We start from the raw sequence: 20,107 nt of genomic DNA on the forward strand, positions 1-20,107 counted from the left end.
CGATCCGCAGACAATCGTGTCGGCGTCGGCCGCCGTCTTCCTGGCAGTGTTGGTGAGTGCTGTACTCACCGTGGTTGCCGTTGTCGCGATGCCTGGCGTGGACGGCACAAGCGCCGCCCCCGCTGCGGCCGCCAAGGCCAGCGCGGCGGCCGCACAGGATTAGGACCGTACCCGACCCGCCGGCGCTGGCAGCCGCTGCCTCTTCGGTCGGGCAGCCTGAACAGGCTGAGGGCGGGTGACGGCCAGGATCATGCCGACGCCGGCCAGGGAAGAGATCATCGCGGAGCCGCCGTAGGAGATGAATGGCAGGGGCACGCCAATGACCGGAAGCAGGCCGGTGACCATGGCGATGTTCACGACGGCCTGTCCGATGATCCAGGTGATCACGCTGGAGGAGACGATTCGGGCGAACGTGTCCTGGGTCCGGGCAATGACCTTGAAAACAGCGATGCCAAGGACCGTAAACAGCACGAGCACCAGGAGAGTTCCGGCCAGGCCGAGTTCCTCGCCGAGGATTGTGAAGATGAAGTCGTTGTGGGCTTCCGGGATCCAGTTCCATTTCTGCCGGCTCTGCCCCAGACCGACGCCGAACCAGCCGCCGGAGGCCAGGGCGTACTGGCCGTGCAGCGCCTGGTAGCCGACGCCCTGGGAATCGTCCGCGGAACCCGCGCCGAGCCAGGACGAAATGCGGGAGACGCGGTTGCCGCTGGTGGCGGCCAGGATGAGGGCCAGCAGAGCGCCGAGGATGCCCGCGACGCCGAAGACTTTCATCCGCACGCCGCCGTAAAACATGGTGGCGGCGAGGATCATCATGATGATCATGACCGTGCCCAGGTCATGGCCCAGGGCGACCAGCCCGATGATGATGGCGCCGGTTGGCAGCAGCAGCGGGACGATGGCGTGCTTCGATTCGTGAAGCAGCGCCTGCTTGCGTGACAGGACGGCCGCTGCCCAGACGATGAGCGCGAGCTTGGCGAACTCGGAAGGCTGGACCGTAAAACCGCCGAAGCCCAGCCAGTTCCGGTTGCCGTTCACGGTCATGCCCAAGGGCGTGAACACCAGGCCGAGGGATACGACGGCGGCCCCCAGCAGAGGCCAGGCGAGCCAGCGGATGTGCCGGGTCCGGAGGCGTGCCAGGCCGAACATGATGGCTATGCCGGCCGCCGTCCACATGGCCTGCTTGAGCGGAAGGTCGTACGGGTTCTTTCCGGCCGCCACGGACTCCACCGACGACGCCGACGCCACCTCGATGAGGCCGAGTGCTGCCAGTACCAGCACCACTGCCAGGATGACCGGCCGGGTGCGGTCCCCGGACTCATCACCTAGCCAGCGTCCGATGCGGAGCAGGACGTCGCCGCGCCCCGTCACATTGCTCGACGGAAGCTTTGCGGTCATTTTGCCATCACGTGTTTCCTTCCCTTGGGGCCGGCCCTGCTCCGGGCCATTCCGGGAAGGAGAACCCACCGGGGAGAAATCATACGTCCTGGCGCCCGGGATCCGGTGGTTCGCCGGACGCGGGTGCTTTGCCGGACGCGGGGTCAACCCCGGTAGAGGCTCCGGCTGTAGAGGTGCCTGTGCCGCGGCTGCCTGACCGGGGGAGCGGAACAGAACTCTTGAAGATCGGCAACCAGCCGGAAGTACCTGCCTGATTCGAGGGCAGCGAGTGCCCTGTCGTAAGCCGCTTCGTACGCGGATTCCTGGGCAGGGCCCTGGACGTTGGACCGGGTCTGATCGCGCACCGGTGCGGAGTGGCTGAGTGGACCCAGGGCTTCGGAAAGCCATGCCAGCTCAGCCCGGAGACCGTCCACCGTGGTCCTGTCGAAGAGCCTGCGGTCCCCGAGAACTGACCAGACCCGGCCCGTGGCGGCACCCATGGCGCTGGAGGCGTCCTGCTCGCCGGACCGCACGCCGGGGTCGTAACAGAGCAGCGCCGCGACCTGATCGAAGAGGAAGGATGACGCCGCCGGCCCGGCTTGGTGGTGGGTGTTTTCCAGAGCTTTCAGCATTTTCTGTCCCGACTGTCCCGATGCCCGGGCCGGAAGAAGGCCCAGATGATTTCATCGCCTTCGATACCTTTCATGGTGATCCGCCGACCTGAGACAGCCATGAGAAGCCTGTGAGGGTCTTCTCATGAGCAGAGCCATTGGACGCGGTGCCATGGCTGTCTATGCTGATGCAATGACTGAAGGTATGGGCAGGGTGGTCTGCGACATCACAGTCACGGCCGACGGTTTCTCGGCCGGGCTCAACCAGACCGAGCAACGCCCGTTCGGTGACGACGGCGGCGACGGCACCGGCGACGCACTGCACGCCTGGATGTTCAAGACTCCCGACGAGAACCGGGCGGAAATCGACCAGATCATTGCCGCAAAAGCATTCATCATGGGGCGCAACATGTTCGGCCCCGTGCGTGGTGAGTGGGACCGGCAGTGGAACGGTTGGTGGGGCGGCGATCCGCCGTTCCACGGCCCGGTCTTCGTCCTCACCCACCATGCGCGCGAACCGCAGCCGATGGCCGGCGGCACCACGTTCCACTTCGTCACCGAGGGCATCGAATCTGCCCTGTCACAGGCACGCGCGGCGGCCGGCGATGGCGATGTCGCCATTGGTGGCGGCGCCACCACCATCAACCAGTGCCTCGCCGCGGGACTGATCGACGAACTGCGCGTGCACATTGCGCCGCTTACGTTCGGCGCCGGCACGCGGCTGTTCGAGGGCGTGCCGCCGCTGAAGCTTGAGCAGGTGACGGCCCGGGCAGCGAGCCTGGTCACGCACGTGACTTACCGCCTGCAGTCCTGATCCGGCTGGGCAGCGACCCGGGACGAACGGTGACCCGTGACGAACTGGCCTGCACAGCTTTAGCTCAGGTACGCGTCGGCCGCAGACAGTGCCTCGTCCAGGATGGCCACGCCCGCTGCCGCATCGGAGTCTGTCACGTTGAGAGGTGGAGCGACATTGACACGGTTGCCCTGGATCAGCGGCAAAAGCCCCCGGTCCAGGCACGCCCTGGCGACGGCAATCATCGGCGCGCTGTCAGCGGCTGTGGCTCCTGCGGGCACGAGCGGCTCTTTCGTCTGCCGGTTCCGGACCAGCTCCAGGCTCCAGAGGCCGCCGATACCCCGCACATCCCCAACGGACCGGTGCTTCCCGGCCAACACCCTGAGTGCCGGCCCCAGGACATCCTTGCCAAGCCGGGCAGCTGCCGCAGCAGTGCCTTCCTGGTGCATCGCAGTGATGGCGCCGACGGCTGCTGCGCAGGCCAGAGGGTGGCCGCTGTAGGTCATGCCCGCCGGGTAGGGGCGTTTGGTGAACGTCTCAAAGATCGTGTCGCTGACCAGTACGCCGCCCAGCGGAACGTACCCGCTGTTGACACCCTTCGCGAACGCCATCAGGTCTGGTGCCACACCAGCATGGTCCACCCCGAACCACGCTCCGGTGCGGCAAAAGCCCACCATCACCTCGTCGGCGATGTAGACGATGCCGTGGCGGTCGCACAACTCGCGGACCCCGCGCAGGTAGCCGGGCGGCGGAACGATGACGCCCGAACTGCCAACGACTGATTCCAGGACCAGGCCGGCGATTGTGGACGGGCCTTCCATGAGAATCACCTGATCGAGATGGGCCAGCGCCCGTTCGGACTCTTCCTCCGGCGTCCGTGATCCGAAGACGGACCGGTACAGGAAAGGACCAAAGAAATGTACGGCGCCCGCCGCACCCGTGTCCGAGGCCCAGCGGCGCGGGTCGCCCGTGAGGTGGATCGATGTGGTGGTCGAGCCGTGATAGGAGCGGTAGGCGGCAAGCACCTTGGGCCGTCCTGTGTGCAGACGCGCCATCCGCACCGCATGCTCGATGGCCTCCGTTCCGCCGGTGGTGAAGAGCACGTGCCCGAGGCGCTCCGGTGCGACCTCAATGATCAGCCGGGCCGCTTCGCCCCGGACATCGGACGCGTGGCCAGGGGCAAGGGTGCACAAGCGGTCCGCTTGCTCCTTGATCGCAGCAACGATGCGCGGATGCTGGTGCCCGAGGTTGGTGAACACCAGCTGCGAGCTGAAGTCCAGGTAGCTCCGTCCGTTGACGTCGAAGACGTGGCTCCCGGAGCCGCCGATCAACGTTGGCACCTCGCGCGGCCCCTGCACGGCCCAAGGGTGGAAGACCAGATCGTCGAGATTCATGACATCCTCCGTTGAATGCGTGCCGGACGGCTTGCTTCACTGTGGCACCTTCCAGCAGCAGTTTCCAGAGCACTTCCTCCCCGCCAGGCGCGACACGCGGCCCGGTTCTTCAGCGCCGGGAAGGCAATGGAGCGGACCCTTGAACGGCCGCCCGCTCCGTGGATAGCATTGCCGGCACGGGCGCCGACGGCGCAGCGCCCGGTCAGCCACCAACATCGATCAGATCGAGGAGACGGCCATGGGCGAGGCAACTGCAGAAACGTCATCGGCGGAACTAATGGTGGATCTGATCATCTCCCTGGACGGTTATGCCTCGGCCGAGGGATGGCCAGGCTGGTGGGGACTGGAAGGCCCGGAATACCTGGGCTGGCTCGAGGAGGAAGGGAAGAAGAACCACACCTTCCTTCTGGGGGCGAACACCTACCGGGTGATGTCCGGCATGTCCGGAGAAGCCGCGGCCGAAGGCGCAGACTTCTCCCAGGAGGAGGGAGCCGCCCTGACCGGCCTTGACGCCGTGCCCAAGGTGGTCTTCTCCTCCACCCTGCAGGCACCTCTGGCCTGGCCCAACTCGGAGCTGGTCACCGGGGATGCCGTGGAGGCCGTGAGGGAAATGAAACGGACCGGCACCAGGCCTTTGAGTACCCTCGGCAGCCTGAGCCTTTGCCGGTCGCTGCTGACCGCCGGCCTCGTCGACAGGTTCCGGCTTGTCGTCTTCCCGGTGATCACGGGCCGCACCGGGCGGGAGCGGATCTACGACGGCTATCCTGACGTCTCGCTGGAGATGGTGGACAGCAGGACGTTCGACGGCCGGCTTCAGCTGCTGGAGTACGTCCCCACGGTGATTGATGGTCCGCCGGGCGGCGGGCCAAGGTAAAAGCAGCCCCGGCCGATTCAGCCCAGAGTGGTGCCGGCGGTCATGCGTGCGCTACCGCCTCTGCCTGGGCCTGGACGGCGAGCCGGAATTGGTCCGGGACGGTTCCTGCGCCGGTTGCCAGGTCGGCGGCGAGCTGTCCGATCAGCGGTGCGAATTTGGCGCCGTGGCCGGAGCAGGGGGAGAGGATGGTGATGCCGTCGGCGCGGTCGAGGATGAAGTCCTCGGTGGGGGTGTTGGTGAAGAGGCAGGTGGTTTCTGCGTAGGGTTCCGGGATCAGTCCGGGGAGGTACTGTTCGACGTATTCGATGACCCGACGGCGGTTGTCCGGGTTGATCTGTCCGTCCTGTTCTGCGGCCGATGGCAGGATCTTTCCGCCGTTGTATTCGGCGATCTTCTGTCCGCGGTAGCCGGCGTCGCGGCCTCCGGGCAGACCGTAGGCCTGCCAGCCTTCACGCTTGTGGATGAACGTCGGCCAGGGTGAGGCCTCGTGACCGGTGCCGTCGGCGTAGGGGAAGTGGTAGGCCTGTTCCTGGCGTACCTCAAGGCGCGGGATCGAGGCCAGGAAGGATGAGGGCAGTGCCAGCGATCCGAGCAGCTGGGGGAGCCAGCCGCCGGCGGCGACGATGACGTTGGCCGCGTGCAGGGACCGGCCGTCGGCGGAGGTCAGCACGTAGCCAGCATTTGAGGCGGTGATTGAGGTGACGGCCCAGTTGTTGTGGAGTTCCGCGCCGTGGGCCACGGCCTGGTCCACCATTGAGGCGACGGATTCGTGGGCGTCGATGACGCCGGCGTCCGGGTGCCACAGGACCTGGGTGTCAAAGGCGATTTGGGGCCATCGCTGCCGGGCTTCCTCGGCGCTGAGGAGTTCGTGGTCAATGCCGCGTGCCTGCAGGACGGCGGCGAGGCGTTCGGGCTGGCGGATGGCGCCGTAGTCCACGGCGCCGGCCGGGGTGATGAGCTGTTTGCCGCTGAGGCGGGCCAGTTCGTCCCATCCGGTTTTCGCTTCCTGGACGAGGCCGGCGTAGAACTCGTCGGGGTAGGCGTAGCGGAAGATCCGGGCGGAGCCGTGGGAGCTGCCTGCATCGTTGGCAGGGGTTGAGCGTTCGAGCAGGGCAACGTCGTGGCCGCGGGCGGCGAGATGCCAGGCAGTGGCAGCTCCGGACAGCCCAGCGCCGACGACGGCGTATTCGGTCGATTCCATGGGGCGGCTCCTCTTGGCGGGGGATGGGCAACGGGGCGGTGCCCTCCTCCCATCCAGTAACTCACCCGTGAGAGCATCCGGTCCAATATAATTTGCCTTGTAATTATTAGCGTCAGTCGAAAGAATCGCCATGGAACTCCGGCAGCTCAGGTATTTCCTCGTCGTCGCAGACGAGCTGCACTTCGGCCGCGCCGCCGAACTCCTGCACATCACCCAGCCGCCGCTGACCGTCGCCGTCAAGGGGCTCGAGCGCGAGCTTGGTGTCCAGCTCTTTGACCGCACCACCCGCCGCGTGAGGCTGACGGCAGCCGGCCAGGCGTTCAAGGAACGCATCCAGGCCGCCATGGCTGACCTGGACGACGCTGCCGGAGATGTCGCCGACGTCGCCGCCGGCAAGAGCGGCAAGATCAGGGTGGGCTTCGTCAGTTCCGCAAGCTACACCACGGTGCCCGAAGCCATCCGGGCCTTCCGCCATCACCGCCCCCGCATTGACCTCGTGCTCCACCCGCTCACCAGCGGAGAGCAGATTGAGCAGTTGCTGGACGGCAACCTCGACCTGGGCCTCATCCGGGACCCCGGTGACGTGCCCGGGCTGCGCCTCGAACTGCTGGGCGCGGAAGACCTGGTGGTGGTCCTTCCCGACACACACCCGCTGGCGGCGGCGAAGGCGGTCCGCCCCGCGGATCTTGAGGGGGAGCCAATGATCCTGTTTCCCTACCGGCTGATGCCCGGGTTCGTGGCGAGGGTGCTCCGGCTCTTCGGGACCCTGCCCACCCCGCCGGCCGTCGTCCAGCAGGCCATCCATCAGGAAACGGTCCTCGGCCTTGTCGCGGCGGGGTTGGGGGTCTCGGTCCTCCCTGAATCGGTGCAGCGGTTCCAGATGCCGGGAGTCACTACGCGCCGCTTTGTGGACAGGCCGCAGACGGAGCTTCACGTAGCCCGCCCTCTTGGCACTTCTCCCGCCGTGGATGAGTTCATCCGCTGCCTCAGGGGAGAGATTTCGGTATAAGTCCTGTGATCGCAGGTTGCACAGCCGGAAAAGTGAAATTACTTGAAGCTTGAACTAAATACCGCTACCGTTGATTCAAGCTTCAAGTAATTTTCTCCTGGAATGTCGAGGACCTCGAATGACCGCTTGTGTTGAAACCGCACTGCAGGCTGCGCCCCTGCCCACTGCCAGGCGCAGCCCCGTCAGTGTTCGCAGCCAAGTCACTGTGCCGCTGCGCTTTCCGGACGGATTCAGCACTACAGCTGAGGTGCTGACGTTCCGCGGCCTCGCGGACGGCAAGGAGCACCTGCTGCTCGCCTTGGGCCAGTGGGAACAGCAGCTCCTCGCACATGATGTGCCGCTGGTCCGGCTGCACAGCGAATGCATGACCGGCGACGTGTTCGGCAGCCAGCGCTGTGACTGCGGGCCGCAGCTGCGCGAGGCTGTGGAGGAGATCGCCGCGGCCGGCGGGTTCCTGCTTTACCTCCGGCAGGAGGGGCGCGGCATCGGCCTGTACTCCAAGCTCGACGCCTACGCCCTGCAGGACACAGGCCTCGATACCTACGACGCCAACCTGGCCCTGGGCCACGGCGAGGACGAGCGCGACTACACTGCCGCCGCCCAAATGCTGGACGCCCTCGGCGCCACCCGGATCCGTCTGCTGAGCAACAACCCGGACAAGGCCGAACAGCTGACGGCCCTCGGCATCGACGTCGCCGAACAGGTTCCCACCGGGGTTTACCTTTCGCCGGCCAACCACGGATATCTGGCGGCGAAGCGGGACCGTACCGCACACACGCTGGAACTTTCGAGGGCCGACGTCGGGCCCGTACCAGTGGTGCCGGTGGGCACCGTCCCCAGCCACGAGGAGATGCTCAGCCGCGTTGACGCGCTGGTTCCCCGGCTGCGGGAGCGGGCGGAGGAAACGGAGCGGCTGCGCCGCCTCCCGGAATCCACCATGAATGAGCTGAAGGAGGCCGGCGTGTTCCGGCTCCTGGCCCCAAGGGAGCTGGGCGGCTACGGCATGGGCGTGGAAACCTATGCCGAGGTTATCCGGCGGCTTGCCCGGGGCTGCGCGTCAACTGCCTGGACTGCCGGGCACCTGATCGAGCACGTGTGGATGCTGGCCCGCTGGCCCCAACGGGTCCAGGATGAAGTGTTCGCCAACGGACCTGATCCGCTGGCCGCGGCCACAAGCGCTCCCGTGGGCACAGCCCAAAAGGTCCCGGGAGGATTCTCGATCTCGGGCCACTGGAGCTTCGCGTCCGGGGTCATGCATTCGGAGTGGGCCCTGCTCTCGGTGCAGTCGGACGGCGTCCGGCTGCAGTGCCTCGTCCCCGTGGCAGAACTGGAACTGCTGGATGTGTGGCACACGGACGGGCTGCGGGGAACTGGCAGCAACGACCTGCGGGCGAAGGACCTGTTTGTGCCGGAGCACCGCGCCATGGACTGGACCTTGCTGAGCGCGGCGGACAACCCGGGCAGCCTGATCCACGAGGACCCGATGATCCACACCCCCATGGCCACGCTGCTGAACCTGGTGGCACCGGCGGCCGCCCTGGGAGCCGCCGAGTACGCTGTCGACGTCTTCCGGGAAAAGATGCTGGTGCGCAAGGTGAAGAACACCGTTGACAACCGGCAGGCGGATTCACCCCTGGCACAGGCCCGCTTCTCGAAAAGCTACGGACTGGTGGCCACGGCGCGGCTGCACTGGCAGGAGGCAGTCACGACGGTGGCTGGGTCCCATCAGCGCCTCCCATCAACGCTGACGGAAGACGAACGCGCCAGCTACCGGCTCTCCCTTGCCCTCGCCGGTGAGGCGGCGGAGGAAGCAGTACGGCTCGCCGTCGCTGGCTCGGGCGGGAGCGCCCACCGGCTTGCGCACCCCCTGCAGCGGATCCAGCGCGACGTGAACGTGCTCCTCAACCACCCGACCCTGAGCTTGGATCCGATCCTTGAGCAGGCGGGCCGGGGCCTGCTGGGGCTTGGGTTCACGGTTACTTCCTTCTAAATCGCTGCCCGGTTTCGTCCGTGCTCCGGTCAGCCCGGCGGGTTCATCACTCTGACGGTCCGGGGTGCCTGGAAGGACAGAAGCCGGATCCACTCGGGTTCGTGGTCCCGCAGCTGAATCCCCGGCAGCGCCGCCGCGGTTTCCTGGATGATGACGGCGGCCTCCAGTTCGGCGAGCTTGGCCCCGAGGCAGCGGTGGATGCCGGAACCGAAAACCAGACCGGTCGAAAGTCCACGCCCGGCCTCCTCCTGCGGGGGCGCGCTTTTGGGTTCGGTGCCTGCAGTGATCTGGTTGCCCGACAGTTCAAGCAGTATCTCGGTGCCGGCGGGGAGCCGGCCGCCGCCAAGGTCCGTGTCATGGGCGGTCACACGGCGCCAGGTGGGGACGGACGATTCCGTGGCCAGCACATGCCGGACCACTGACGTGGCGCCGGCTTTCGAGGCCGTTTCCCGCCAGCCCACGGGCGCCGCACCCTCCAGCAGCCGGAACAGCGTGGTGCTGATCAGCTGGGTGGTGGTTTCCTGGCCGGCGATCAGCAGGAAGTAGCCGAGCGAGCAGATCTCGGTCCTCGAAAGGCCGTGCCCGGCAAGGGACTTGAACAGGTTGCGCCCCGGAGCCGTCACCGAATCCGCCACGAGCCGGCGCAGCCAGACGTAAAACTCGGCGGCGCTGCTGGCCAGTTCAAGCTGCCGTTCCGGGCCAGGCCAGCCCCAGAACAGCTCCATGGAGTCGAGGCCCCAGCGCTTGAGGGCCGCTAGATCCCGCACGGGGAGTCCGAGCAGTTCGAGCATGACGACGGCGGGCGGAAACGCCGCCACCGTCTGCACGAGGTCCGCATGTCCGGACCGGGCGAGCTGGCCGGCGGCATCCGCGGCCGCTTCCCTGGCAAGTTCCCGGATTCGCGGCTCCATGGCGGCCACGGTGGCGGGCGTGAAGAAACCGGCCACCACCTTCCGGATTCCGCCGTGCGTGCCGGTGTCGTTGCTGGCCAGCACGGGCGGCAAGGCAAAGCCCGCCCGCTGCAGTACACGCAGGGCCGGTCCCTCCAGCGGCGTCACCGCCACCAGCGCATTGGCGGGGCTGAAGTCGGCAGGACGGTGGAGGACGTCGCGGACCGAATCCGGGTCCCGGACCACGAGGTACGGGCACTTGGACGCGCGGGGAGCTTCCGCGGGGCTGGCCATCGCTGCCGGCATCATGCCCGCACCCCGTTCAGCCACGCGGCGGCGCCGGCGCGGAAGTCAGCCGGGGACAATTCGGAGGCCTGCTCGGGAAGGGCCCCGAGGAGGGGAACCCGCAGCTTCCGGAGCACCTGCCGGTTGCTGTGGTGAACCGCGCCGGGGCTGACGGGCCAGCTGCCGAGCACGGTGCCGAGGACATCCAGCCCGCGCGCGGACAGTGCCTCCAGGGTCAGGGCTGTGTGGTTCAGCGTGCCGAGCCCCGGCCGTGTGACGACGACGAATGCCGCCGTCAGCAGCGACCCGAGGTCTGCCAGGGTGCCGCCGTCCGAATCCAGTTCCACCAACAGGCCTCCGGCACCCTCCACCAGGACGTGGTCGTGGGAGGCGGCGAGTTCGCGGATCCGCTCTGCGTGCGAAGCCAAAGCGGGCAGGGGCATCCCGTCATGGGCAGCAGCCGCGACAGGCGCCATGGGTTCCTGAAGGACGACGCCGGCTTCCGCCGTCACGCCCGCGAGCCGGACGATTTCGGCTGCGTCGGAGTCGCCGTCGGCGGCACCGGACTGGCACGGCTTGTAAACCCCGACGCTGCGGCCCGTAACGTGCAGGAGGGCGGCCAGGGCCGCCGTCGTGATGGTTTTGCCGACGCCGGTGTCCGTTCCTGTGACCAGAACGATAGGGGGCAGGTTCATGGAAGTTCCTCCAAAATGGCGCGCAGCACTGCGCAGCTGTCTTCGATTTCTTCGGGCGTGAGGGTGGCACGGGCGGTGAGCCGCAGCCGCGAGATACCGTCCGGAACGGACGGCGGGCGGAAGCAGCCGACACGGACTCCGGCCCGGCGCGCGGACTCGGCGGCGGCCAGGGCCGATTCGGCGGACGGCATGGGGATGGACTGGACGGCCCCCGTTGTCCGATCGGGGATTGCGCCGCGGCTGGCCAGGGCCGGCGCAAGTCCCGCGGCAAGGGCGCCTGCGTTGCCGTGCACGGAAGCCGCCCGCCACGGTTCGTCCCTAATGATCCGCGCCGCGGCGAGGGCAGCTGCGGTGGACGCCGGCGCCAGCCCGGTGTCGAAGATGAAGCTGCGGGCCCGGTTGAGGAGGTGGTCACGCAGCAGGGCGGATCCCAGGACAGCGCCGCCTTGGGAACCCAGCGCCTTGGACAGTGTGGCCGTCACGATCACGCTGGAATGCCCGGCAAGGGCGGTTCCGGCCACCGAGCCCCGCCCCTGAAAACTTCCGGCGCCGGTGACGCCGAGGCTGTGGGCCTCGTCGATGAGCAGCATGGCGTCGTGCTCTTCGGCCAGGGCCAACAGATCGGTGAGCGGCGCCTCGTCGCCGAGGACGCTGTAGACGGATTCGACGGCGACAATCGCCCGCGGTTCCTTACGGCCGGCGAGCAGCTTACTGGCGTCCTCAACGCGGTTGTGGGCGAATGATTCGGTGCGGGAACGGCTGAGCCGGAAGCCGTCGATCATCGAGGCGTGGCAGTGCTCATCGGCGACGATCAGGGTCCCGGGACCGCCAAGCGCCGTGATCGCACCGATGTTTGCCAGGTAGCCGGAGGAGAAGACCAGCGCCGCTTCCATGCCGGCCAGAGTGGCCAGTTCCTGCTCGAGGTCCAGATGCAGCCGCGTGGTTCCGGCCACCAGGCGCGAGGACGTGGCGCCGGCGCCCCACCGCGACGCGGCCTCAGCGGCTTTCCCGGCCACCCTCGGGTCTGTGGCCAGGCCCAGATAGTCGTTGCTGGCCAGGTCGATGAACTGTTCGTGCGCGGCGCGGGGGAGCGGGCGGCGGACCTGGCCCCGGCGTTCCCGGACGGCGGCCTGCCGTTCGAGCCATTCGGCCATGGAATTGCTCATGACGTACTTCCGGACCGGGCATGAACTCGTTCCAGGACCCCGGCTGCCTGAACCCCGGTTACATGGACCCCGGTTTCATGGACCTCGGCGACCGCCGCCGTCATCCCGGCGGCGATCTGCGCGATGTCCGCAGCGGTGCTGATGTATGGCGGCATGGTGTAGACGAGGTTCCTAAACGGGCGGACCCAGACGCCGTGGCGGATGGCTGCCGCTGTGACCGCGGGGACGTCGACGGCGTCATGCAGCTCGATGACCCCGACGGCGCCGATGGTGCGGACGTTCCGGACCGCCCCGAGTTCCAGAACGGGCGCCAGCCCGGACGCCAGACCGGTGCCGATCCGGGCGACGTCGGCCCGCCAGCGGCCGGTCTCGATGATGCCGAGGCTGGCGTTGGCCACGGCACACGCCAGCGGATTGCCCATGAACGTGGGACCGTGCAGCAGGGCACCGGCGTGGCCGCCGGAAACAGCCGCGGCCACCTCAGCGGTGCACAGCATGGCGGCGAGTGTAAGGTAGCCGCCGGTCAGGGCCTTGCCCACGCACATGATGTCGGGCACCACGCCGGCATGATCGGCCGCGAACAGCTCGCCGGTCCGGCCGAAGCCGGTGGCGATCTCGTCGAAGATGAGCAGCAGCCCGTGCCGGTCCGCCACCTGCCGGAGCGCCGTCAGGCATTCGGCCGGGTACGCGTGCATGCCACCGGCACCCTGCAGCACCGGTTCGACGACGACCGCGGCCAGTTCCACCGAGTTCGCGGCCGCAACCCCCGCCACGTCGGATGCCCACGCCTGCACCACTTCCGGGGTTGCCGACGCCGCCGCCGGAGGACGGGGCGCAAACACGTTGCCGGCGAGCAGACCCGGGAAAGCAGAGTGCATGCCGTCCACCGGGTCGCAGATCCCCATGGCCGCGAACGTGTCGCCATGGTAGCCGCCGCGGAGGCTGAGGAACCGCTGCCGCTGCGGATGTCCGGACGCGGTCTGGAACTGCACTGCCAGCTTCAGCGCCACCTCCACGGCGACTGAGCCGGAGTCCGCCAGGAACACCCGGTCCAACCCGGACCGGCCCGGGGCGGCAGGGGCCATGGCAACCAGGCGCTCGGCCAGTTCCACCGCCGGGGCATGGGTGAGCCCGCCGAACATCACGTGGCTGAACTTGTCCAGCTGCGTCTTGGCGGCGGCATCCAGCGCCGGGTGGCGGTAGCCGTGGATCACCGACCACCAGGAGGACATCGCGTCGATCACCTCGTGGCGGGTGCCGTCTTCACCGCGGATCCGCAGCCGCACGCCGTCGGCCGCCTCCACCTCCCACAGCGGGAGGTCCGGGGAGGCCGGTGCGTAGGGGTGCCATAACCGTGCGCGGTCCCGTTGAAGCAGGCCCATCGGGTGCGAATCCAGCGTCACGGGACCAGCGCCCCGTGGCGCGAGCATTCCGCGGACCAGCCCAGCGGCGTCACCTGGACTTTCATCCGGCGCCGGCAGGCGGTGCAGTAGCGCGGCGGTTCCATGGTCAGCCGTTCGCCGCACTCCCGGTGGGCGGACGACGCCGGGTGGACGCCGCCGTCGGACGTCCCGCCGCAGTGCCCGCAAAAGGTACCGCCGGGTGAGCGGTCGGGTAGCGATACCTCGTTCACAGCGTCTTCTGGAGTTCCTTGATGGGCATGTTCAGCTCGACCAGCAGGTTCAGGTCCGCCGTTGCCGGGCGGCCGAGGGTGGTGAGGTAGTTGCCGACGATCACGGCGTTGATGCCGCCGAGGAGGCCTTCGCGGGTACCGAGGTCGCCGAGGGTGAGCTCACGGCCGCCGGCGTAGCGCAGCACGGTGCGGGGCATCGCGAAGCGGAAAGCGGCGATGGCGCGGAGGGCGTCCTTGCCGTCCATGATGCCCTGGTTTTCCAGCGGGGTACCGGGGCGGGGGTTGAGGAAGTTCAGCGGGACCTCGTGCGGCTCCAGGGCCGCAAGCTGGGCGGCAAGTTCGGCCCGCTGTTCCAGGGTCTCGCCCATGCCGATCAGGGCGCCGCAGCACAGTTCCATGCCGGCGGCCTTGACCATGTGGCAGGTATCGAGGCGCTCCTCGTAACTGTGCGTGGTCACGACCTCGGGGAAGTAGCTGCGGGCCGTCTCGAGGTTGTGGTTGTAGCGGTGCACGCCCCACTCGGCGAGCTGGTCCACCTGGCGCTGGGTGAGCATGCCCAGGGAGCAGGCGATGTTGATCTCCACGGCTTCGTTGATACGGTCGATCGCGAACTTGATCTGGTTCATGAGCTTGATGTCGGGGCCGCGGACGGCGGCGACGATGCAGAACTCGGTGGCGCCGGTGGCGGCGGTTTCCTTGGCCGCTTTGACGAGTTCCGGGATGTCGAGCCAGACGCCTCTTACCGGGCTGTCAAAGAGGCCGGACTGGCTGCAGAAGTGGCAGTCCTCGGGGCAGCCACCGGTCTTGATGGAGATGATGCCTTCGACTTCAACGTCCTCCCCGCAGTGCCTGAGCCGGACTTCGTGGGCAAGCTGCAGTGCCGCCGGCAGGGCCGCATCCGGCAGGCGGAGCACTTCCTCTAGCTGCGCCTGTGTCAGCCCGACGCCGTCCTCGAGGACCTGCTGCCGGGCGGTTTCCAGGATGGGGTAGGTGCCCGGGGTAGTCGCGTGGCTTGTGGCTTCGCTCGCGTTTGCCTGAATCGTCATTGATGGGTCCTTTGCGTGTGATGGCTGCGGATATTCCTCCGAACTGACGCTAATTCCCCATCGAGGACAGGATTTTGTGGGGACCCGACAAGCAGATCCGCGGGACATTGGTCGGGTCCCTACTCTGGCGGCGAAAACGGCAAGGGCCGCCGTCGCGGTTGGCGGCGGCGGTCCTTGGGGCTTGTTGGATGAGCTTCTGTTGGTCGGGTTAGCCGTTGATGATTTGGGGGATGCCGAGGTGTTTGAGGCCTTCGACGCCGAATTCGAGGCCGTAGCCGGATTGTTTGGCGCCGCCGAAGGGGATGCGGGGGTCGACGGCGCCGTGTTTGTTGATCCAGACGGTGCCGGCCTGGATGCGGTTAGCGACGTCGCGGGCGGCGGGGAGGTTGGGGGACCAGACGGAGGCGCCGAGTCCGACGTCGAGACCGTTCGCCATGGAGATGGCTTCGTCGATGGTGGTGTAGCGGATGATGGGCAGGGCGGGGCCGAATTGTTCTTCGGTGACGAGGGGGTTGTTGTCGATGTCGGCCACGAGGGTGGTGGGGTAGAAGTAGCCGGGCTGGTCGGGGTCGGGGTTGCCGCCGGTGAGGATCCGGGCGCCGGAGTCTTTCGCGGCTTGGACGAGGGTGGCGACGGTGTCGTATTGGGCTTTGTTTTGGAGCGGGCCGAGGACGTTGTTCGCGGCGGCTGCGCCTGGTGGAGTGCGCGACCACCGGGACGGGCGTGCTGATGGTGACGTATCGGCCGGCCTAACGGCTTTCTTCCCGGTGACATCGGCTCCATACTCGATCTAGGTGTGGCCAAACACGACCAGTTGGCGGTGATCATGACGGACACGGGCAGCCGCAGGATCGACCTGCCCCTGATCGACCACCACTGCCACGGCGTTGTCGACGGCGAACTGGGCGATGACGGGTTCAGGACCCTGGCCACGGAATCCGACTGGCCGGGCCCGGCAGGCACAGACAGCCTCGATTCGCCCTTCGGCTTGGCGGTACGGCGCGTCTGCGCCCCGGTCCTGGGACTCGATCCCCTTGCGCCGCTGGATGAATACCTCGCGCACCGCCACGCCATTGGCGCCGCTGAAGCCAACAGGCTGCTGCTTCGCAGCACCGGAACGTCCGACTACCTCATTGACACGGGCATACGGGATGCACGGCTTCTTGACCCGGCCATCATGGCGACGCGTGCTGATGCCCGGGTCCGCGAGATTGTCCGCATCGAGAGAGTAGCCGAGGACCTCGCGTCCGGGTCCACCGCAGCCGGCTTCGTTGCGAAGTTCCCGGAGACGCTGGCGGCCAGAACCCGGGAGGCCGTGGGAGTGAAATCCATCATTGCCTACCGCCACGGTTTCGACATCCCGGCAGAGCGTCCATCCGGGCGGGATGTGCTTCAGGCGGCCGGCGAATGGTTCCGTACAGCCGAGAAGACCGGACGCGCCAGGATCACCGACCCCGTCCTTCTGAGGTTCGGGCTTTGGACGGGGATCGACACAGGCCTTCCCGTCCAGCTCCACGCGGGATACGGCGACTCGGACCTCCAGCTCTTCCGGGCTGATCCATCGCGGCTCAATCCACTCTTCCATGCGACCAGGTCACTGGGGGTCGATTTCATGCTGCTGCACTGCTACCCCTTCATCAGGGAAGCAGGCATCCTCGCCCAGGTCTTCCCGCACGTCTATCTGGATGTGGGCCTGGTTTCGCATTACCTGGGCCCAAGTGCCGGTGCCGCCATCCGCCAGGCGATGGAAATCGCGCCTTTCAGCAAGGTCCTGTACTCGTCGGATTCGTACGGCCTTGCCGAGCACTACGCCGTCAGTGCCGCCAGCTGGCGGACGTCATTCGCAGCGCTGATGGACGACTGGGTTGCCTCGGGCTGGGCAACCACGAACGACGCCGAAAGAATTGCCACGATGGTCGCCTCGGAAAACGCCAGGCGCGTCTACAACTTGAATCCCTGAAGCCCAATGCCGATCGCCTGAACAACGAAAGGAAAGCTGTGACTTCAAATCCAAAGGCGGACCTGGATCTCCAGCAGGTCAGGGCACTTGTCATTTCCTGCCTGGATAACGCAGGCGTATCCAGGGTCAAGGTTCTGCCCGCGACCAAGGTGGAAGATGCTTTCCACAACGGTTGCGGCGTCTCGGTGAGCGTCGGAGTCCTGTTGGCCGCCGATGACCATGTCACCCGGTCGTCCGGGATCGATCCCATTGTCGGTGACCTGCGCGGAATGCCGGACCGCTCAGGAGTTGCCGTCATTGACAAGGCAAGCGGCCTCGCCTGGGCGCCGGCCGACCTGGTGGACCTGCACGGTGCCCCTTATCCAACCTGCCAGCGCACGGCACTCAAACGCGTTGTTGCCGAGTGGGCAGCGGCCGGACTGGAGGTTTCGGCAGGCTTCGAACTGGAGTTCACAGTGTTCAGCGGGACCCAGGATGCGCCTGTCCTAGCACACAGTGGTCCGGGCTACGGCGCGGCGGCATTCCTGCAGCTGGAGGCCTGGAATCTGGACGTGCTGGCATCGCTTGTGGAGGCCGGCGTTCCGGTTGAACAGATCCATCCCGAGTATGGCCGGGGCCAGGTGGAAATAGCCCTGGCACCGCGGAACCCGGTTCAGGCCGTGGACGATTACCTTCTGGCCCGGTTCATCGTCGCCAGGGTTTCCCGCCGGCATGGATTGCTCGTTTCCTACGCGCCAATAGCTGATTCCACTACTGCGACCAACGGATGCCACATCCATTTCTCCGCGCGGAACGTAGACGGGAATGTGTTCTACGACGCTGCCGCCGTGACGCAGATGAGCCCGGCAGGAGAGAGCATGATCGCAGGCGTCCTCGCCAGGCTGGCGGAAAGCTCGTCATTGCTGGGAGGCAGCGCCCTGAGCCTGGCCCGGCTTCAACCCCAACAGTGGGCGGGGAGTTTTATCTGCTGGGGCACGGGCAACCGCGAGGCCGCCGTGCGCTTCGTGCCGGGCCTCAAGGGCTACGAGGACAAGCAATCGAACGTGGAAGTGAAATGCTGCGACGGTTCAGCCAACCAGTACCTGGCCGTTGCAGCAATTCTTGCCAGCGCGCTGGAGGGCTTCAGGGAACAGCAGCAACTACCCGCCGAAGTCACGGTCGACCCGGGGACATTGAGCGAGGCGGAGAGGGAACGCGCCGACATCCGGGCATTTGCCCCTGATATGTTGACGGCCCTGGACGGTCTTGACGGCAGCAGCTTCCTCCGCACTGCCTTGGGCCATGATGTGGTGGACTCCTATGTGGCAGTGCGGCGGGGCGAAGCCGGGCGTTTTGCCAGGCTCGACCGTGAGGCCGTGATTGCCGCCCTCCGCTGGCGGTACTAGCCGGCGATGAACCGTACAGCGGCATTCGACATTGGGCCTGCATCCAACACAGATCCTGCGTTCGCGCGCCTGGCCACCGAGGTGCAGAACGTTCAGGTGCTGTACCGGCAACTGCATGCCCAGCCCCGGGTCTCGGGGGACGAGGGCCACACCCTGGCCACGCTCGTGAACGAGCTGCCCGACTCATTCCGTAAGGAAATACTGGCCGGAGACATCGGCATCGTCCGCCTCGGTGGCGCCGGTGCCGCCGTCGCAATCAGGGCGGAGATGGACGCCCTGCCCATCGTGGAACGGACAGGCCTTCCCTGGGCCGCCACCAATGGGGCCATGCACGCCTGCGGACATGACGTGCACATGGCGGCATTCATTGCCGTTGCCCGCACTGTTGCTTCGCTAATCCCACTGCCGGCTCCGCTGGTGGGCATTCTCCAGCCCAGGGAAGAAGTCGGTGAATCCGGGGCCCGCGATGTACTGCGGGCCGGGGTGCTGGAGGCCCAGGAGGTGGGGGCCGTTATCGGAGCCCACCTGCAGCCGGCCCTGGATTCCCTGGCCTATTCCTGCACGCCGGGACCGGTCAATGCCGCCGCCGATGAATTCGAACTGGTCATCACCGGCCAGTCTGCGCACGGCGCCTACCCCCACCATTCTTCCGACGCCCTCCTCTCCGCCAGCGCCTTTGTGGTTTCCTGCCAGCAGATCGTTGCACGCAACGTCGATCCCACCGTGTCGGCGGTACTCACCGTCGGGACTTTCAGTGCCGGCGTCAGCCCCAACGCGATCCCGGAAGAGGCAACGGTTACGGGGACCATCCGCACCATGACGGAGCCGCAACGGCAGATGATCCACAACCGTCTCCGCCAGGTGGCAAACGGAGTGGGCCTGGCCCACGACTGCACGGTGCGCCTGGAGATCAGTAAGGGCGAACCGATCCTGGTAAACGACGCCGAACTTGCCGCCGAAATCGGACGCCGGCTTGGCGCCCGGGGGAATGAACTCCGTGAATTCCGTTCCTACGGTTCGGATGATTTTGCGTTCTACGCTTCGGCGGCGCGGGCAGCGATGATCTTTACCGGGACGCCGGCGGCGAGCGGAACCCTGCACGCCAGTACATTCGCGCCGGATGAACAGGCCGTCAGCCGTGTCGCCACAGCCATGCTCACCGGGTACCTTGCTGCCGCCCGGATGCTCGGTCAAGGCAGGGCATGACGTCGGCTGCTGCGGCCTATCGGTCAGGAATCGAGAAGCCGGGTCGCCGCGGTGGACATTAGGGTGAGGAGTGCCGTGAATCATAACCAGGAGGGCGCATGCCATACACCGTAGATTTCCAGAACGTGTCCACCGTTGGGCTGGAGACGTCCCCAGTGGCAGACGCGCTGGCGGGACTGCGCGCCAATGAGGCACGTTATTACAAGAACAAGTACGATCACGCGTTCACCGTCGAGCCCGCCGGCGACGCACCGGAGACGCTCGACTGGGTAAACCGCGTCCTTTCCGACGAGCGCAACATAGTCTTCTCAGCCCGTCCGCTCGAGGTTACTTCCTTCGAGGTGGACGGCCTCCGGATGGCTTATGTGTTCTACGAATCCGGGCTGGCAGTCAACGTGATGTACGGCATCGAACCGGGAGCGAAGCGTGCAGTCGGGTTCAAGCTCTCTCAGGGCATGGAGGTTCCCGACGAACTTGCAGCCAGCTTCAAGTTCGCGCGCCAAAAGTCGAAGCTGGCCGGGGAGATCCGCGGCTCCTACTTCGTGATCAAGGGCGAGTACTAGCGTGTACTAAGCAGCCCCACCAGGGCGACTGC

The 20,107-nt window shown here is 66.9% G+C and carries 18 protein-coding genes and 1 pseudogene; 8 read left to right on the forward strand and 11 right to left on the reverse strand.

Annotated features, from left to right (window positions below; all coding sequences use genetic code 11):
• Nucleotides 1-159: 159 nt before the first annotated feature.
• Entirely contained in the window at nucleotides 160-1,395 is a 1,236-nt protein-coding gene (ftsW, locus tag ACFQ50_RS20500) for a putative lipid II flippase FtsW (protein ID WP_377997465.1), read from the reverse strand.
• Between the two features lie 143 nt (nucleotides 1,396-1,538).
• Nucleotides 1,539-2,006, reverse strand: a complete 468-nt coding sequence (locus tag ACFQ50_RS20505) for a CHAD domain-containing protein (protein ID WP_377997466.1) — start codon at nucleotides 2,004-2,006, stop codon at nucleotides 1,539-1,541.
• A 172-nt stretch (nucleotides 2,007-2,178) separates the two neighbouring features.
• On the opposite strand from ACFQ50_RS20505, the gene ACFQ50_RS20510 reads away from it, so the two are divergent.
• On the forward strand, nucleotides 2,179-2,799 hold the full coding sequence (locus ACFQ50_RS20510) for a dihydrofolate reductase family protein (protein ID WP_377997467.1): 621 nt from the start codon (nucleotides 2,179-2,181) through the stop codon (nucleotides 2,797-2,799).
• Nucleotides 2,800-2,858: 59 nt separating this feature from the next.
• Here ACFQ50_RS20510 and ACFQ50_RS20515 read toward each other — a convergent pair whose 3' ends face one another.
• A complete protein-coding gene (locus tag ACFQ50_RS20515) occupies nucleotides 2,859-4,172 on the reverse strand; it encodes an aspartate aminotransferase family protein (RefSeq protein ID WP_377997468.1) in 1,314 nt (437 codons plus the stop codon).
• Between the two features lie 238 nt (nucleotides 4,173-4,410).
• On the opposite strand from ACFQ50_RS20515, the gene ACFQ50_RS20520 reads away from it, so the two are divergent.
• The gene (locus tag ACFQ50_RS20520; RefSeq protein WP_377997469.1) at nucleotides 4,411-5,046 is read left to right on the forward strand and encodes a dihydrofolate reductase family protein; all 636 of its coding nucleotides are present in this window, start codon (nucleotides 4,411-4,413) and stop codon (nucleotides 5,044-5,046) included.
• A gap of 40 nt (nucleotides 5,047-5,086) precedes the next feature.
• On the opposite strand, the gene ACFQ50_RS20525 is transcribed toward ACFQ50_RS20520, so the two are convergent.
• Nucleotides 5,087-6,247, reverse strand: coding sequence for an FAD-dependent oxidoreductase (locus tag ACFQ50_RS20525; protein ID WP_377997470.1), 1,161 nt, complete (start codon nucleotides 6,245-6,247; stop codon nucleotides 5,087-5,089).
• A gap of 130 nt (nucleotides 6,248-6,377) precedes the next feature.
• On the opposite strand from ACFQ50_RS20525, the gene ACFQ50_RS20530 reads away from it, so the two are divergent.
• Nucleotides 6,378-7,256, forward strand: a complete 879-nt coding sequence (locus ACFQ50_RS20530; protein WP_377997471.1) for a LysR family transcriptional regulator — start codon at nucleotides 6,378-6,380, stop codon at nucleotides 7,254-7,256.
• A 118-nt stretch (nucleotides 7,257-7,374) separates the two neighbouring features.
• The gene (gene ribA / locus ACFQ50_RS20535; protein WP_377997472.1) at nucleotides 7,375-9,246 is read left to right on the forward strand and encodes a GTP cyclohydrolase II RibA; all 1,872 of its coding nucleotides are present in this window, start codon (nucleotides 7,375-7,377) and stop codon (nucleotides 9,244-9,246) included.
• 29 nt (nucleotides 9,247-9,275) lie between these two features.
• Here the strand turns inward: ribA and ACFQ50_RS20540 are convergent, their stop codons facing one another.
• The 7 genes and pseudogenes from ACFQ50_RS20540 to ACFQ50_RS20570 all read right to left on the reverse strand — a co-directional run.
• A complete protein-coding gene (locus tag ACFQ50_RS20540) occupies nucleotides 9,276-10,442 on the reverse strand; it encodes a cytochrome P450 (RefSeq protein WP_377997485.1) in 1,167 nt (388 codons plus the stop codon).
• Nucleotides 10,442-11,116 (reverse strand): dethiobiotin synthase, encoded by a 675-nt coding sequence (bioD, locus tag ACFQ50_RS20545; protein ID WP_377997473.1) that lies wholly within the window; start codon nucleotides 11,114-11,116, stop codon nucleotides 10,442-10,444. Before bioD ends, ACFQ50_RS20540 begins: the two co-directional genes overlap by 1 nt.
• Nucleotides 11,113-12,270, reverse strand: coding sequence for an 8-amino-7-oxononanoate synthase (locus ACFQ50_RS20550; RefSeq protein WP_377997486.1), 1,158 nt, complete (start codon nucleotides 12,268-12,270; stop codon nucleotides 11,113-11,115). The genes bioD and ACFQ50_RS20550 overlap by 4 nt, the downstream gene beginning before the upstream one ends.
• A gap of 8 nt (nucleotides 12,271-12,278) precedes the next feature.
• Entirely contained in the window at nucleotides 12,279-13,664 is a 1,386-nt protein-coding gene (locus ACFQ50_RS20555) for an adenosylmethionine--8-amino-7-oxononanoate transaminase (RefSeq protein WP_377997487.1), read from the reverse strand.
• 17 nt (nucleotides 13,665-13,681) lie between these two features.
• Nucleotides 13,682-13,915 (reverse strand): hypothetical protein, encoded by a 234-nt coding sequence (locus tag ACFQ50_RS20560; RefSeq protein ID WP_377997474.1) that lies wholly within the window; start codon nucleotides 13,913-13,915, stop codon nucleotides 13,682-13,684.
• A complete protein-coding gene (gene bioB, locus ACFQ50_RS20565) occupies nucleotides 13,912-14,961 on the reverse strand; it encodes a biotin synthase BioB (protein ID WP_377997475.1) in 1,050 nt (349 codons plus the stop codon). Before bioB ends, ACFQ50_RS20560 begins: the two co-directional genes overlap by 4 nt.
• A 208-nt stretch (nucleotides 14,962-15,169) precedes the next feature.
• Nucleotides 15,170-15,640, reverse strand: a pseudogene (locus tag ACFQ50_RS20570) (aldehyde dehydrogenase family protein); the annotation flags it as partial.
• A 117-nt stretch (nucleotides 15,641-15,757) separates the two neighbouring features.
• Here ACFQ50_RS20570 and ACFQ50_RS20575 point away from each other — a divergent pair.
• The 4 genes from ACFQ50_RS20575 to ACFQ50_RS20590 all read left to right on the forward strand — a co-directional run bounded on the left by ACFQ50_RS20575 (nucleotide 15,758) and on the right by ACFQ50_RS20590 (nucleotide 20,075).
• On the forward strand, nucleotides 15,758-16,921 hold the full coding sequence (locus ACFQ50_RS20575; RefSeq protein WP_377997476.1) for an amidohydrolase family protein: 1,164 nt from the start codon (nucleotides 15,758-15,760) through the stop codon (nucleotides 16,919-16,921).
• A gap of 38 nt (nucleotides 16,922-16,959) precedes the next feature.
• Nucleotides 16,960-18,306, forward strand: coding sequence for a hypothetical protein (locus tag ACFQ50_RS20580; RefSeq protein ID WP_377997477.1), 1,347 nt, complete (start codon nucleotides 16,960-16,962; stop codon nucleotides 18,304-18,306).
• 6 nt (nucleotides 18,307-18,312) lie between these two features.
• Nucleotides 18,313-19,512 (forward strand): M20 family metallopeptidase, encoded by a 1,200-nt coding sequence (locus tag ACFQ50_RS20585; protein WP_377997478.1) that lies wholly within the window; start codon nucleotides 18,313-18,315, stop codon nucleotides 19,510-19,512.
• Between the two features lie 98 nt (nucleotides 19,513-19,610).
• Nucleotides 19,611-20,075, forward strand: coding sequence for a phage tail protein (locus ACFQ50_RS20590; protein ID WP_377997479.1), 465 nt, complete (start codon nucleotides 19,611-19,613; stop codon nucleotides 20,073-20,075).
• Nucleotides 20,076-20,107 lie beyond the last annotated feature (32 nt).

This window comes from Arthrobacter sp. NPDC056493 (genome assembly GCF_042795115.1).
Classification (GTDB): Bacteria; Actinomycetota; Actinomycetes; order Actinomycetales; family Micrococcaceae; genus Arthrobacter.